Annotated in this window: 13 protein-coding genes; 7 read left to right on the top strand and 6 right to left on the bottom strand. The window is 61.8% G+C overall.

Going from position 1 to position 13,618, the window contains the following annotated elements:
• Positions 1-281 precede the first annotated feature (281 nt).
• Positions 282-1,655, top strand: a complete 1,374-nt coding sequence (locus AWB78_RS13285; protein ID WP_062605039.1) for a sigma-54 dependent transcriptional regulator — start codon at positions 282-284, stop codon at positions 1,653-1,655.
• Positions 1,656-2,010: 355 nt separating this feature from the next.
• On the top strand, positions 2,011-3,378 hold the full coding sequence (locus AWB78_RS13280) for an MATE family efflux transporter (RefSeq protein WP_062605038.1): 1,368 nt from the start codon (positions 2,011-2,013) through the stop codon (positions 3,376-3,378).
• Here AWB78_RS13280 and AWB78_RS13275 read toward each other — a convergent pair.
• Together AWB78_RS13275 and AWB78_RS13270 are read right to left on the bottom strand one after the other, a co-directional pair.
• Positions 3,357-4,553 carry an acyltransferase family protein gene (locus AWB78_RS13275; RefSeq protein WP_062605037.1) on the bottom strand — a complete coding sequence of 399 codons (1,197 nt, stop codon included), beginning with the start codon at positions 4,551-4,553 and terminating at the stop codon, positions 3,357-3,359. The two genes, AWB78_RS13280 and AWB78_RS13275, sit on opposite strands and share 22 nt — an antisense overlap.
• Positions 4,554-4,743: 190 nt before the next feature.
• Positions 4,744-5,871 (bottom strand): alpha/beta hydrolase, encoded by a 1,128-nt coding sequence (locus AWB78_RS13270; RefSeq protein ID WP_198399264.1) that lies wholly within the window; start codon positions 5,869-5,871, stop codon positions 4,744-4,746.
• A 226-nt stretch (positions 5,872-6,097) separates the two neighbouring features.
• On the opposite strand from AWB78_RS13270, the gene AWB78_RS13265 reads away from it, so the two are divergent.
• On the top strand, positions 6,098-6,979 hold the full coding sequence (locus tag AWB78_RS13265) for an isocitrate lyase/PEP mutase family protein (RefSeq protein WP_062605035.1): 882 nt from the start codon (positions 6,098-6,100) through the stop codon (positions 6,977-6,979).
• A 47-nt stretch (positions 6,980-7,026) separates the two neighbouring features.
• On the opposite strand, the gene AWB78_RS13260 is transcribed toward AWB78_RS13265, so the two are convergent.
• On the bottom strand, positions 7,027-7,326 hold the full coding sequence (locus tag AWB78_RS13260; RefSeq protein WP_062605034.1) for a DUF4148 domain-containing protein: 300 nt from the start codon (positions 7,324-7,326) through the stop codon (positions 7,027-7,029).
• 278 nt (positions 7,327-7,604) lie between these two features.
• Here AWB78_RS13260 and AWB78_RS13255 point away from each other — a divergent pair, with 278 nt between their 5' ends.
• Positions 7,605-7,898 (top strand): DUF1330 domain-containing protein, encoded by a 294-nt coding sequence (locus AWB78_RS13255; RefSeq protein ID WP_062605033.1) that lies wholly within the window; start codon positions 7,605-7,607, stop codon positions 7,896-7,898.
• A 29-nt stretch (positions 7,899-7,927) separates the two neighbouring features.
• Here AWB78_RS13255 and AWB78_RS13250 read toward each other — a convergent pair whose 3' ends face one another.
• The gene (locus AWB78_RS13250) at positions 7,928-8,650 is read right to left on the bottom strand and encodes a haloacid dehalogenase type II (RefSeq protein ID WP_062605032.1); all 723 of its coding nucleotides are present in this window, start codon (positions 8,648-8,650) and stop codon (positions 7,928-7,930) included.
• 182 nt (positions 8,651-8,832) lie between these two features.
• Between AWB78_RS13250 and AWB78_RS13245 the strand changes: the two genes are divergently transcribed.
• Both AWB78_RS13245 and AWB78_RS13240 read left to right on the top strand, forming a co-directional pair.
• Entirely contained in the window at positions 8,833-9,543 is a 711-nt protein-coding gene (locus tag AWB78_RS13245; RefSeq protein ID WP_062605031.1) for an SDR family NAD(P)-dependent oxidoreductase, read from the top strand.
• A 69-nt stretch (positions 9,544-9,612) separates the two neighbouring features.
• A complete protein-coding gene (locus tag AWB78_RS13240) occupies positions 9,613-9,849 on the top strand; it encodes a tautomerase family protein (RefSeq protein ID WP_062605030.1) in 237 nt (78 codons plus the stop codon).
• Positions 9,850-9,914: 65 nt separating this feature from the next.
• Here AWB78_RS13240 and treA read toward each other — a convergent pair whose 3' ends face one another.
• Both treA and AWB78_RS13230 read right to left on the bottom strand, forming a co-directional pair.
• Positions 9,915-11,564, bottom strand: coding sequence for an alpha,alpha-trehalase TreA (gene treA / locus AWB78_RS13235; protein ID WP_096031778.1), 1,650 nt, complete (start codon positions 11,562-11,564; stop codon positions 9,915-9,917).
• 134 nt (positions 11,565-11,698) lie between these two features.
• Entirely contained in the window at positions 11,699-12,592 is an 894-nt protein-coding gene (locus AWB78_RS13230; protein WP_062605076.1) for a helix-turn-helix domain-containing protein, read from the bottom strand.
• 136 nt (positions 12,593-12,728) lie between these two features.
• Here AWB78_RS13230 and AWB78_RS13225 point away from each other — a divergent pair, with 136 nt between their 5' ends.
• Positions 12,729-13,568: an SDR family NAD(P)-dependent oxidoreductase gene (locus tag AWB78_RS13225; protein WP_062605029.1), complete on the top strand. Its 840-nt coding sequence runs from the start codon at positions 12,729-12,731 to the stop codon at positions 13,566-13,568.
• Positions 13,569-13,618 lie beyond the last annotated feature (50 nt).

Here is a 13,618-nt window from a genome sequence, read left to right as displayed (position 1 = left end):
TCTATCGATACGTTATGCGCAAGTCATACGATAACCGAATAAGTAACTCCTTCCGACGCGAAATTTTGCACGAGCCCATACGCTGCAAGGGCGATTGTCCATAAAGCACGTGCGTTCATCACATTTGTGAACGAACGTCTCGCAAAAAATTCCCTGAGATTCTTAATCGGAATCAGCAGATCAATGTAAACATTCAAAATCGGCTTATCGTTTGCGAGGCTTCTTGCCTTGCCATTTCCGGGCGCATACTTGCTCGACACACAAGAAGCGGGAAAAAAGCCATGTACGGGGAAACCAGAACGCTTTACTTCGCCGGTCGCACTGTCTCGGAAGATCTATCGGAGCGGCTGCATGCTCGCGGCTGGACCATCGAGCGCATCGATCCGGCAAAGCCGCTCAAATCCGCCAGGCACGGCAAGCGTGCCGCCGCGGGCATCGTCGATATGACGAGCCGCGGCTTCGCGAAGGAAGCGGCCGCGCTCACCGAGTTGCTCGCGACTTTTCAGATCGGCTGGGTTGCGACAGTCGATGCCGAGCACGTCGATAACCCGGATATCTGCCGCCTGATCCGCGATTTCTGTTTCGACTATGTGACCGTGCCCTCTTCCGCGGATCGTATCGTCGATGCAGTGGGACATGCGTACGGCATGGTTTCGCTGCGCGACGCCGCCTGCAATGATCCGCGCAAGGACGACTGCAAGGAAGGCGGCATGGTCGGCTCGTGCGACGCGATGCAGGCGCTGTATCGCTCGATCCGCAAAGTCGCGATGACCGATGCGCCCGTGTTCATCTCCGGCGAATCGGGCACCGGCAAGGAACTCACCGCTGTTGCGATACACGAGCGTTCGGTGCGGCGCGAACAACCGTTCGTCGCGATCAACTGCGGCGCGATTCCCGCGCATCTCTTGCAATCGGAACTCTTCGGCTATGAGCGCGGCGCGTTCACGGGCGCGAATCAACGCAAGATAGGCCGCGTGGAAGCCGCCGACGGCGGCACGCTCTTTCTCGATGAAATCGGCGACTTGCCGCTCGAAAGCCAGGCGAGCCTGTTGCGCTTCCTTCAGGAGCGCAAGATCGAACGTCTCGGTGGACAAGGCTCGACCGATGTCGATGTGCGCATCATCTCCGCGACGCACGTCAATATGCAGGCCGCCATGCTCGAAGGACGCTTCCGCGCGGACTTGTACCATCGGCTGTGCGTATTGCAGATCGACGAGCCGCCGCTGCGTGTGCGCGGCAAGGATATCGAACTGCTCGCGAATCATATGCTCGAGCGCTTCAGAAAGGATGCGAGCCGGCGGCTGCGCGGCTTCGCGCCTTGCGCGATCGCGGCGATCCATAACTACGGCTGGCCCGGCAATGTGCGCGAGCTGATCAATCGCGTGCGTCGCGCAATCGTCATGTCGGAAGGACGGCAGATTCTCGCGAGCGATCTGGAGCTCGGCGAATATGCGGAAGCCGCGCCGATGACGCTCGCGCAGGCACGCGAGGCGGCCGAGCGGCAGGCGATCGAAGTGGCGCTGCTGCGTCATCGCGGACGTCTCGGCGAAGCGGCCGATGAACTGGGCATCTCTCGCGTGACGTTGTATCGGATGCTGACGGCCTATGGTTTGCGGGCCAAAGCGGATCGGCCGTTGGAGGCATCGGGCACTTAGCGAATCACGATTTCGTGCGTGAATCATGATTCGCTTAAGAGCGCTTGAAGGAACCTTTATTCGCGCCCGTCACTCCAACTACCGCATCGCAATCGATGCATCGTGAAAGCCTGATGCGGCATTCGCGCATGTTGCGCCTTCGCCCCGTCATGCATTCCTCTCATAGCCCGCTGGCGTTTTCTCGCGCCGCCAGATCGCGCGCTATGCAGTCTCGTTTCATTCATATGCGGCCCGCCTGAATCGTTCCGGCGCGCTCATATCGCGCTTTTGCGCCATGCCATAACTTTACCTCGCCCGTCGATACATTCGCGTGCGCGTGTTGGCGTGCCCAGCGAGTAACGTCGGGTTGTCAGTCATGGTTTCGTTCAGCAACGTTTCTCTCGTTCGTCAGTACTCGAACTACGCAGTGCCCACCGTGCTCGCCGCATGGGTGTACTGCATGCATTCGGTCATCAGCGGCATATTCATCGGACGCTATGTCGGCCCCGATGCGCTTGCCGCATTGAACCTGCTCGTCCCTTTGCTTTATTTGCCGTATGCGTTCAGCGTGATGATCGGCGTCGGCGGATCGACGCTCGTGTCGCGCCTGCTCGGCGAACGGCGCGAACGCGATGCCGCCGATGCGTTCACGCAGGCGCTATGGCTGCTCGCCTTCTGCGGCGTCGGGTTCTCGCTCGCGATCCATTTCCACGCCGATACCTTCGTGCAATGGACCGGCGCGCGCGGCGAACTCGCGCGCCTCGCCAAGGACTTCCTTCATGCCTATGCGCCATTCCTGCTGTTCCCGACCGCATGTTATGCGCTCGAGCTTTTCTTGCGCATCGAAGGCGCGGCAAAGTTCGGGCTCGCCTGTCTCATCGCGGGCGGCATCGCCGATGTCGCGCTGACATGGTGGATGGTCAGTCACATGCAGTGGGGGATGCGCGGCGCCGCGCTCGCATCGGGCATCAGTCAGGCGCTCGCGTGCATGCCGATGCTGGCTTTTCACTTCGTCAAGGCGCAACACGTTCGGCCCGTTGCACGCGCCTTCACGCGGCTCGATCATGCATGGCGCATGGCGTATAACGGCGTGTCCGAGTTCCTTGGTGAGATCGCGCCGAGCGTCACGCTCTTCGCGTTCAATCACGCGGTGTTGCGCTGGCTCGGCGACACGGGTCTCGTCGCGTTCGCGGTCGTCGAATACATGACGATGATCGCGTCCGTCACGATGGTCGCGCTCGTGCAGAGCATGCAACCCATCGTGAGCTTTCAGCGTGGCGCGGGCAACGCGCACGCCGTGTCGCGCGCGTTTTCCATCGGCATCACGGTTGCGGCGGGTTTCGCACTCGCCGCCGCATTCGCGATACTCACGCTCGCGCAGCCGCTCGGCGCGCTCTTCGTGCCCGATAGTGCTTCGGCGCAAGCGCTTCTGCGCGACGCGTTGCCGTGGTGCGCGCTCGCCTTCGTGCCCGCCGCGATCAATGTCGCGATCAGCGGATATCTGACGGCGATCGAGGCGCCGCTCGCATCGATGATCGTCGCCCTGCTGCGCAGCTGGCTCCTGCTATTGACGATGCTCTGGCTTCTGAGCGAGTGGTTCGGGCCGCGCGGCATCTGGATGACCGTGGCCGTCACGGAACTGTTGACGCTTGCCGCGAGCGTCGTGCTTTATCGCATGAGGGGCCGGCGCCTGGATCTGTCGATTGCTGCGACGGAGCACGGCTATGCATCGCGCGTCAGATGAAACCGCCGATCGACCGATGCAAGCAGGCGTCGCGACAAGCGCGTCGCACGCCCTTGAATCAGCCGGTCGGACACGCGTGAAAGTGCATAAGAGACGACGAGCACCGCAATCAGCGTCGCGCCGAACAGCGCGAGGGAGCTCTCGCCGCTCTTCTCTCCGAACGTGCGATCGAAGAAATGAAACGTCATATAGACGCAGATGAAGTGCCAGAGATAGATGCCATAACTTTCGCGACCGAGCGCGGCGGCGCAACGCCGGATGACCCTTGCGCGCGGCACGTCATGCGCCGCATCGCGATGTTTGCGTGTGTGACGCGCACACACGAACAAGAGAAATGCCACCGCGCTGCAGGCGGCGAACACGGGCGCGAGCGCGTGCGCCTTGTCGAGCCATACGCCGAGCGCGGCTGTCATGAAGCCAAAGCCCACCGCAAGCGAAAGATAGAGCCACGTCACGCGCTTCGTCACATCGGAAGCACCGAGCAAATGCGAGCGGAACGCATACCACGCCCACATGCCGACGATGAAGCAAGGCCCTTGCACGGGCGGCCAGAAGTAGCTGAACGTGTTATTGGCGACATTGCAGTCGAGCGTGCCGTTGCAATCGTTCATCGACAACGCGGCCAATGACAGGCCAAGCAGCAGCACCGTGGCCAGCAACAGCCGCACGCGATTCATCGCGAGAAAAAACAGCAGCGGCGCGATCATGTAGAACAGCATTTCGACGCCGATCGACCATCCGCCCGGCACGACGTTATTGATCGCCGTCGGCGACAGCGCGTGCAGAAAGACCATGTTGAGCAGGATATCCATGGGGCCATGCGCGCCGAGAATCCACGCGCGCTCGATGCCCGAGCGCATCGCGCCATAGCTGATGAGGCCATAGACCGCGATCGCCGCGTAATACATCGGCGCGATGCGAAAGAAGCGTTTGATATAGAAACGCAGCGTGACATGACGCGCATCGGCGCAGCGCGCATGATCCATTTCGAGCGTCATGAAGATCGTGATTGCGCTGATCACGAAAAACAACTGCACGCCGTACTGGCCCATGCGCGCGACGAGCGTCACGGCGCCGGGCAGATTGGGAAACTGGAACGACAGGTGTACTGCGACCACCCCGACGATCGCTAGCGCCCGACCTGCGTCGAGCGCGGCAACACGTCCTTTCTCCATCGATGCTCTCCTCGCGGTTCATGTCGACCTTCAAAGGCCGCGAGGCCCGTGGACAAACGCGTTTTTGCCAAAGTTCCGCCGAATCGGCCGGTGCGCGGCGACTCTTACAAGAAGAAACTTCATACACGGACAGATACAATTTCGTTGATGCCTGAATCCGCCCGGTTCGGTTAATGTCCCGAATGCGCTGCTAAGCGGCGGGCGCGTCCTGCCGCAGAAAGCGCAGGATCCGGCTGGCCACGGTCCTCGGCTGCTCCTGCTGCACCCAATGTCCCGCCCCTTCGATAAGATGCGTCGCGCGAAAATTCGTGCAGGCCAGGACGCGCATCGCTTCCAGATCGCCCGGACGCTGGTAACAGCCCCAATCGCTCGCGCCCGCGATAAAGCATGAGGGCACGTCGATCGTGCGCCCCGACCACATTCGCAATGCAGCCGCATGACGCGCGTCGGTGCCGCAGCGATACCAGTTCAATCCGCCCTGAAAACCCGTGCGCCCGTATTCGCTCGCATAGATGTTCAATTCGTGATCGGGCAGCCACGCGCATGCCGCGACTTCATCGGCGCCCGGCATGTGCTCGGCGACGGTCTGCGGCATCGTCGCATCCGCGTTCATCACGTAGTACGTCGGCAGGATCGCGAGTTCCTCCGCCGTGACCGATGCCAGCGGGTGTGGATGATTGCCTGCCCAGTCCGCGCTCTTCACGTGGTAATACGCGCGCAGAAAATCGGCGAGTCCCTGCGGCGCATGCCACATATCTTCATTGGCCTGCGCGCCGGAGTAATACCATTGATAGTGCTTGCGCGGCGGATCGAGCGATGCGAGCGCGTTCACCGCCTCCGCCATGACGGAAGAAGCGGTTTCCACGCGCGCGAGTCTTGCATCGTCCTTCGCGGTATTGAACGCAAACGCGGGCGGCCCGGCGAACGGTGCGCTCATCATCACGACGGATGCGAACACGTCCGGGCGAATCAACGCGCACCAAGCGGCCACGGGCGATCCGAAGTCGTGACCGACGATCGATGCAACCCTGCGATAACCCAACGCGGACACGAGGCCCAGTACATCGCGCACGAGGTTCGGAAACGTGAATTCGTCGAGATCGGTATCGAACACGGCGGTGCCGCCGATCGTGCGTCCATAACCTCGCTGGTCCGGCGCAATTACATAAAAGCCCGCATCCGCCAGCGGTTTCATGATTTTGCGCCAGCTATAAGCGAGCTCAGGAAAGCCGTGCAAGAGCACGATGCAAGGCCTGTCCGGCGCGTCGAATCCGGCTTCTAGCACATGCATCGAAAGACCATTGCCGTTGTCGATCATGCGCGCGCGAATGCCGTCGGCCAAAGGCAGATCACTTAACGGTTCGCTCATGCGCGTCTCCTGAATGGTCTATGGCCGCATCTTGCGACGCGTTTATGCTTCGAGCATAGCAAAACGCCATGAAGTGCATCCTGCGCGAGCGCCAAAGCGCCGCGCGCGTTAGCATTGCAGACGCTGGTGCCCATCTTGCCGCCGAACACGAATTTTCTTTTCCGGAACCGAAGCCATGACCACTTCTTCCTCCCGCCGCCGTGCCGCGTTTCGCGAACGGGTCAACGCGCGGCGCGCCCTGCTCCTGCCCGGCGCCTTCAACGCGATGAGCGCGCGCGTCGCCGCCGATCTCGGCTTCGAGGCGATCTACATCACCGGCGCGGGCGTGACTAACATGTCGCTCGGCATGCCGGACCTAGGCTTCATCGGGCTCGCGGAAGTCGCGGAGCATACGTCGCGCATCCGCGATGCGGTGGACCTGCCGCTCATCGTCGATGCGGATACGGGCTTCGGCAATGCGCTCAACGTGCGTCATGCCGTGCGCACGCTCGAACGCGCGGGCGCCGATGCAATCCAGCTCGAAGATCAGGTGATGCCGAAGAAATGCGGCCATTTCGCGGGCAAAGCCGTGATCTCGACCGATGAAATGGTGGGCAAGATTCGCGCGGCCGTGGATGCGCGCGACGACGATAACTTTCAGATCATCGCGCGGACCGATGCGTGCGCGGTGGAAGGCTTCGACGCGGCAATCGAACGCGCGCGCGCGTTCGTCGATGCGGGCGCGGACATTCTCTTTGTCGAAGCGATAGAAACGCCGGAGCAGATCGCATCGCTGCCCAGGCTGCTCGATGCGCCTCAGCTCATCAACATCGTGATCGGCGGCAAGACCCCGGTCACCGATCGGGCGGATCTGGAGCGCCTCGGCTTCAGCCTCGTGCTGTATGCGAATGCGGCATTGCAAAGCGCCGTGCGCGGCATGCAGACGGCGCTCGGCGCATTGAAGTCGCAAGGACGGCTCGATGAAGACCCCGCTGTCGTCGCGCCCTTCGCCGAACGTCAACGGCTCGTGAACAAACCGCTCTTCGACGAACTCGACCGCAAGTACGCCGCGGATTGATGGCTTCGCCCGAAGCGGCCATGCGCGGCCGCTTCAGGCCAATTCGCTTAGCGCGAGTACATTGCGTTCCAGTCGGATTGCGACACACGCGCCGCGCCCGATTGCGACGTGCCGTTAGCGTTGCCGCCATATGCCGTCGCGCCATTGCGTGCGGCGAGTTTGGCTTCGGCTGCCTGAATCGCTTCCGGATAGTGCGCCTGATCGCCGTCGCCCACGTGATAACCGACGCTCTGCAATTCGGCGAGTTCGGCGCGCACCTGAGCGCGCGTGATCTGGCTTTGCGCGAAGGACGCGACGGGAATGACGAGAGCGGTTGCCACGAGGGCTGCGCGAATGATCGACTTCATGATGAAACTCCAGTGTTATGAGGTGCCCGGCTTCGAACTCCGTGACGTCCGAAGCAGTAACAGCAGTCTATGACGCGCATTCTTTCGGGTTAACCCCTAGCGCAAGAAAGCACCTTTCACAGAAACGCGCAGAATCGTCGAAGCATGGCTGGCGGGCCTCGCGGGCCTTCGGGCGAAAGAATTTGCTATGCTGGCCGCCGAAACGAACGCAAGGACGCAAAAGCGCGTGATGCGTTCGCCTCATGGCGCAAGGCGCCCGTTAAACACTGGAGATGAAGATGGCGAAAGGATATTGGGTCAGCGTGTACAAGAAGATCATGAAGCCCGAGCAGGCCGCGGAATACGCGAAGATCGCGACGCAGGCCATCAGCGAAGGCGGCGGCCGTCCTCTCGTGCGCGGTGTCGCGTCGATGACGCAGGGCGAAGGCGTCACCGAGCGCACGGTGGTCATCGAATTCGATTCGCTCGATGCAGCCGTCGCCGCCTATAACAGCGCAACGTATCAGCACGCACTGGAAGTGCTCGGCGATTCCGTGGTGCGCGATTTCCGCATCGTCGAAGGCGTCGCTTAAAGCGCGATACCGGCCGATGTCGGCGGCGTTCAGGCGCCCACGGCATCGGCCAGTTCATTCATGTCGTTCGCGATGAGATCCCAATCGCTTTCGGCTTTCAGATCGACCGTCTGACCGGCACCGCGCTCATACGGACGCGCGACGAACGCGGTGCGCAAGCCGCATTTTCTCGCTGCGGCGAGATCGTCGTTATGGGCGGCAACGAGACACACTTCGTCCGGCCTCAGCATCAGCACGTCAGCGGTGCGCAGATAAGCCTGTGGATCGGGCTTGTAAATCCGCGCGATCTCCGCGCCGAGAATCGCATCCCAAGGCAGGCCCGCGCGCTTCGCCAGATCCACCATCAAGCGGATATTGCCGTTCGAAAGCGGCGCGATGATATGGCGCGCCTTGAGCCGCAGCAAACCCGACACCGAATCCGGCCACGGATCGAGGCGGTGCCACGCGAGATTCAGTTCGTCGAGCGCCTCGGCGGGAACCTGCTCCGGGTCGATGCCGAACTCCGGCAGCAGGTCCACCAGGTTCTCGCGATGCAATACATCGAGCCTCACGAAAGGCCGCTCGCCGCCGATGACCTTGCGCATCGCCGGGACGTAGCGGCTGCGCCATGCATCGGCGAAGGCTTCGGGCCGCGCGCCCGCTGCGCCATGGCGTTGCAGGAACGGCGCGGCCTCGCGCGCAACGCCGCCGCGCCAGTCCACCACGGTGCCGAATACATCGAATACGAATGCCTTCACGTCGGGCAAGCTCACGGCTTTTCTCCTGTCGAGTGATTCGTCTGATCGATCCGCTCGCGATGCATTTGTTCCTCGCGCGCAAGACTGATTGTCCACCGCGTGTGTGCGCAACTCACCTCGAAAGGCCTAGATTACGAGCCATCGGAGCCATCGGTCCGATCCGCAACAGGCCCAAACATCATTCATCGAGGTTCATCATGAGCAACGCACAGAAAGTCGCTATCGTCACCGGCGCATCGCAAGGCATCGGCGCGGAAATCGTCAACGCGTTTCGCGCACAAGGCTATGGCGTCGTCGCGGTCGCCCGTTCGATCCAACAGCCGGACGATCCGAACATCGTCGCCGTCGCGGGCGATATCGGCGATCGCGCCACCGCGCAGCGTGCCGTCGAAGCGGCCATCGCGCGCTTCGGCCGTATCGACACGCTCGTCAATAACGCAGGCATCTTCATCGCCAAGCCCTTCACGCAATATACGCAAGAGGACTATGCCGCGGTCCTGAACGTGAACCTGAATGGCTTCTTCCATGTCACGCAACTCGCCATCGAGCAGATGGAGAAGAACAAGAGCGGGCATATCGTCAACATCACGACGAGTCTCGTCGATCATGCGGTAAGCGGCGTGCCTTCGGTGCTCGCATCGCTCACGAAGGGCGGTCTGAATGCCGCGACGAAGTCGCTCGCGATCGAATATGCGAAGTCCGGCATTCGCGCGAATGCGGTGTCGCCCGGCATCATCAAGTCGCCGATGCACGCGCCCGAAACGCACGAGGCGCTCGGCGCGCTGCATCCGGTGGGACACATGGGCGAAATGAGCGACATCGCGAACGCCGTGCTGTATCTTGATTCGGCGCCGTTCGTGACGGGCGAGATCCTGCACGTCGATGGCGGTCAAAGCGCGGGACATTGATCGATTGTTCGCTGATTGCGATGCGCCCTTCGCGGGCGCTTCGTTCTGTCTCACTTCAAGGAGATCGCCATGCCGATCGTTACGATTCAGGTCACACGCGAAGGCAACACACCCGGCACGAACGCCGTCACCGCCGATGAAAAGGCACAGCTCATCAAGGGCGTGAGCGAGTTGTTGCGCGACGTCCTGAACAAGCCGCTCGAATCCACGTTCGTCGTGATTCAGGAAGTGGAGCTGGAGAACTGGGGATGGGGCGGCTTGCCGGTGCCGGAGTATCGTCGGCAGAAGAAAGCCCGGGAAAGCTGACGCGCCATGCTGACGGCACTGGCATCGCCGCATTCGATACGCGGCGATGCCATTGTCTCGATGCGTCATTGCGCCTGCGGATAGAGGTCCAGCAGCTTCAGCGTGACACCATTGGTCCATCCGAAGCCATCCTGCAACGGATACTCCCCGCCTCCGCCGCCGCCCGTTCCCGCGCCTTCCACGATGTATTTCTCGACGAGCTTCTGCTGCGTCTTATAGACATTGTTCACGTCGGCGAGAAAGCGCGTGCCGATCTGTTGTGCGAGATCGCTGCGCCCATAGCGGCGCAAACCCTGCACGGCGATCCAGTGCAACGGCGCCCAGCCGTTCGGTGCGTCCCATTGCTGCGTCGTGTTATAGGTCGTCGTCGCGAGGCCGCCCGGCTTCAGGAGCATTGCTTCGACGGTCTCCGCGGTCTTGTGCGCGCGATCGGGCCATGCCGCGTTCGCGAATAGCGGATAAAGCATCGCCGCCGATGGGTTATTGCGCGGCTGCCCGAGCTTCCAGTCGTAATCCCCGTAATAGCCGTTCCTGTTCCATAGATACTTGTTGATGCCGACCGCGCGTTTGGCCGCGCGTCCGACGAACTCGCCGACGCAACGGAAGTCGCGCGCTTCGCCGCAGCCGATCGCGATCGTCGTTTCGAGGTGGAACATCAGGCTATTCAAATCGACGGGAATGATCGATGTCGTGCGTATCGTCGCGAGTGTCATGTTGTCGCCGAACCAGCGCGAACTGAAATCCCAGCCGCTCTCGGCCGCCGCGCGCAGATCGCGATAGACCTCGTTGGCCGGACGGTCCGTAACCTGCTTCGCCGTGTTCACGTCTTCCAGATACGATTCATCGCGCGGCGTGTCACGCTCATCCCAATAGCGATTGAGCACGGTCTTGTCCGGCAGCATCACGACGTTGCGCACCGCGCCGCCGGGCTGCAGCGTATTCGCGCCCTGCATCCAGTAATCATGTTCGCGGCGCAGTTGCGGCAAATACTTCTGATAGACGCGCCCGCCTTCCTTGTGCGCGGCAAGTTCGACCATATAAGAGAAGAACGGCGGCTGCGAGCGGCTCACATAATATGTGCGGTTGCCGTTCGGGATATGGCCGATCGTATCGATCAGATACGCGAAGTTATCGAGCATGTCATCGACGAGATCTTCGCGGCCCGCCTCCTGAAGACCCAGCATCGTGAAATAGGTGTCCCAGTAGTAACCTTCACGAAAGCGCCCGCCTGGCACGACGTATCGCTTGGGCATCGGAATCAGCGAGCTGTTGGGCGGCACGTTCGCGGTCGTCGTCAAACGCGTGAGCTCGGGCCAGAGCCAGTCGATATGCTCGCGCAAGGTCTGATTCGGCGGCGGTGTGATGACCTGATCCGTCGGCGGCGTGAAGTATTGCGCCACGAAGGTCTTGAGCGAGAAGCCTGGCACCGCCATCTGCTGGTGATAAGCCTGCACGATCTGCGCGGGGTCTATCTTGGGCACTGCATCGACGAAAGTCTTCTGATCCGGATACACGCCCTGTGTCTGCACCGCAACGAACAGATCGCCGTATAACTCGCTCGGCGGAGGCGGCAGCGTATAACCGGTTTGCGCGTCGGCATAGACGACGCTGGCAGCCGCGCTCAGAACGAGCCAGGCGCATAGCATTCCGCGTGCCTTGAACCGGACGCGCCGCGACGCCTCATGCGCCGCGCGATGCGATGACAGTGCGATCATGCTCACTCCTTCGAAGGGTGATTGAACCGGACTGGTCTCGCTCGGGCCCGCGCTTCATTCTTGTTATTCAGAGCACGGCGAAGCATCGCACGCTTGCAGGCGCGTGGCAACCCTCGAACATCAACGCACGTCGTCTATTGGATAGCCAGCGCCTTATGCGCTTCGGCCTGAAATTGAGTAGGCGTAACGCCGGTCTGCTTGCGGAAATAGCGGCTGAAATACGCGATATCGGCAAAGCCGAGCCCATGCGCTATCTGCTTGACCGACATGTTCGAATACACGAGATCGCGTTGTGCCTCGCGCACGAGATGCTCGTTGATCATCGCGAGCGGCGAACTCGATATCTCTTCGCGGCAAATGCGCCCAAGCTGCGTGACGGTCGTGCCGAGCTTTTGCGCATAGAACTCCACGGGGCGATGTTCGCGGAAATGCGCGGCGACAAGCGCCCTGAAGCGTTTGATCTGTTGCGCACGCCTTTCGGTCGATGCGACGCTCGGCGCCGATGCGCTCTCGCACAAGCGCGCCACATGTACGAAAAGTGCAATCAAAAGCGACATGCCCGCCGCCATGTGGCCGCGATCGGTCGCGCGAAATTCCTTCTCCAGCAATTCCACGATCGGCATGAACGCGCTTTCCTTCAGGGACTGCGCACTCACGCGAGACACGCCCGCGCGCTGCAACACTGGAATGAGGCCCGGCGCTGCGATGGAGGCAAGCGCCTCGATCGACCGCTGCGCGACGGTCACGACGAGGCCATCGACGTCCGGCGCGAAGTTGAATCCGTGCACGGTCTGCGCGGGCAGCATGATGACGCAAGGCGGCACGAGTTCGATCATGCTGTTCTCGATCAGCACTTCCCCGCCGCCGCCGCGAATGTACAGAAATTGCAAAAGCGCGTCGTGCCGATGCGCGTCGATATGCCAGTCGTTCGGCGCGCTGCGCTCGACGATCCATTCGAAGTTGAACGCGTCGTACCACGGCGGACGCGCCGATTCTCCGTACAAGTTGTAGTTAGGGATTTTCCTCATATCGTGCATCTCCGGATGCACAAATTGTCCTGTCGTCTGCCGCCTTTGTCCAATTTTTCGTGCGAGGCCGTGAATATACTTTTTTCACGGCGAAGGCTATCGGCGCCTTCATATCGAACGGACTCAGGAGACAAGGATGACTAATCAGGTCGCGCGGGACAACACCGCGCCGCATTGGCTCGGCCTCGAATCGAGCGTGTGTGTGGTGACGGGTGCGGCGGGCGGTATCGGCCGCGCCATTGCAGGCACATTCGCCGATGCGGGCGCGCGCATCGCATTGCTCGATCGCGATGAATCAGGCTGCAACGAAGCCGCCGAAGGGCTGCGCGCACGCGGCGTGGATGCAATCGCTGTCGCATGCGATATCGGCGACCCGGCGAGCGTGAACCGAGCGCGCGATCACGTCGAGCGCAAATTCGGCCATGTCGATGTGCTCGTCAACAACGCCGGTCTGCTGCGTGCAGGCGGCATCGAAGATATCGGTCTCGACGCATGGAACGCGATGCTCGCCGTCAATCTCACGGGCTACATGTTGTGTGCGCAAGCGTTCGGACGCGGCATGCTCGCGCGCGGCGCGGGCAGCATCGTGCATATCGCATCGGTGGCGGCGCATCATCCGCAGACATGGAGCGGCGCGTATAGCCCGAGCAAGGCCGGCATCGCAATGCTGTCGCGGCAGATCGCCGCCGAATGGGGCGCGCGCGGTGTTCGCAGCAATGCGGTGTGTCCCGGCATGATCCGCACGCCGCTATCCAAAGCATTCTATGAACAGGGCGATGTCGAAGCGCGTCGCAGCGCGATGACCGCGAGCCGGCGCATCGGCGAACCGCGCGATATCGCGGAAGTGGTGGCCTTTCTCGCGAGCGGCCGCGCGGCGTATGTGAACGGCGCGGAGCTTGCCGTCGATGGCGGCCTCGAATGCATGTTGATGGATCTCGTTCCGCGCCCCGGCTTCGAAGCGCCGCGCGCCGCCTGAAACACGGCCTTTCATCTCACGGGTGCGCAACGCGCCCGGCTCCAATCAAA

The organism is Caballeronia calidae (assembly GCF_900044055.2).
GTDB classification, from domain to species: Bacteria; Pseudomonadota; Gammaproteobacteria; order Burkholderiales; family Burkholderiaceae; genus Caballeronia; species Caballeronia calidae.
The sequence above is the reverse complement of the archived record's forward strand: the minus strand, read 5'-3'. Positions and strand labels throughout refer to the sequence as shown.

What these genes read in the sequence shown, in the direction of transcription:
- AWB78_RS13285 (WP_062605039.1), top strand. Translation starts at nt 282, where the DNA reads ATGTACGGGGAAACCAGAACGCTTTACTTCGCCGGTCGCACTGTCTCG.
- AWB78_RS13280 (WP_062605038.1), top strand. Translation starts at nt 2,011, where the DNA reads ATGGTTTCGTTCAGCAACGTTTCTCTCGTTCGTCAGTACTCGAACTAC.
- AWB78_RS13275 (WP_062605037.1), bottom strand. Translation starts at nt 4,553, where the DNA reads ATGGAGAAAGGACGTGTTGCCGCGCTCGACGCAGGTCGGGCGCTAGCG.
- AWB78_RS13270 (WP_198399264.1), bottom strand. Translation starts at nt 5,871, where the DNA reads ATGATCGACAACGGCAATGGTCTTTCGATGCATGTGCTAGAAGCCGGA.
- AWB78_RS13265 (WP_062605035.1), top strand. Translation starts at nt 6,098, where the DNA reads ATGACCACTTCTTCCTCCCGCCGCCGTGCCGCGTTTCGCGAACGGGTC.
- AWB78_RS13260 (WP_062605034.1), bottom strand. Translation starts at nt 7,326, where the DNA reads ATGAAGTCGATCATTCGCGCAGCCCTCGTGGCAACCGCTCTCGTCATT.
- AWB78_RS13255 (WP_062605033.1), top strand. Translation starts at nt 7,605, where the DNA reads ATGGCGAAAGGATATTGGGTCAGCGTGTACAAGAAGATCATGAAGCCC.
- AWB78_RS13245 (WP_062605031.1), top strand. Translation starts at nt 8,833, where the DNA reads ATGAGCAACGCACAGAAAGTCGCTATCGTCACCGGCGCATCGCAAGGC.
- AWB78_RS13240 (WP_062605030.1), top strand. Translation starts at nt 9,613, where the DNA reads ATGCCGATCGTTACGATTCAGGTCACACGCGAAGGCAACACACCCGGC.
- treA (WP_096031778.1), bottom strand. Translation starts at nt 11,564, where the DNA reads ATGATCGCACTGTCATCGCATCGCGCGGCGCATGAGGCGTCGCGGCGC.
- AWB78_RS13230 (WP_062605076.1), bottom strand. Translation starts at nt 12,592, where the DNA reads ATGAGGAAAATCCCTAACTACAACTTGTACGGAGAATCGGCGCGTCCG.
- AWB78_RS13225 (WP_062605029.1), top strand. Translation starts at nt 12,729, where the DNA reads ATGACTAATCAGGTCGCGCGGGACAACACCGCGCCGCATTGGCTCGGC.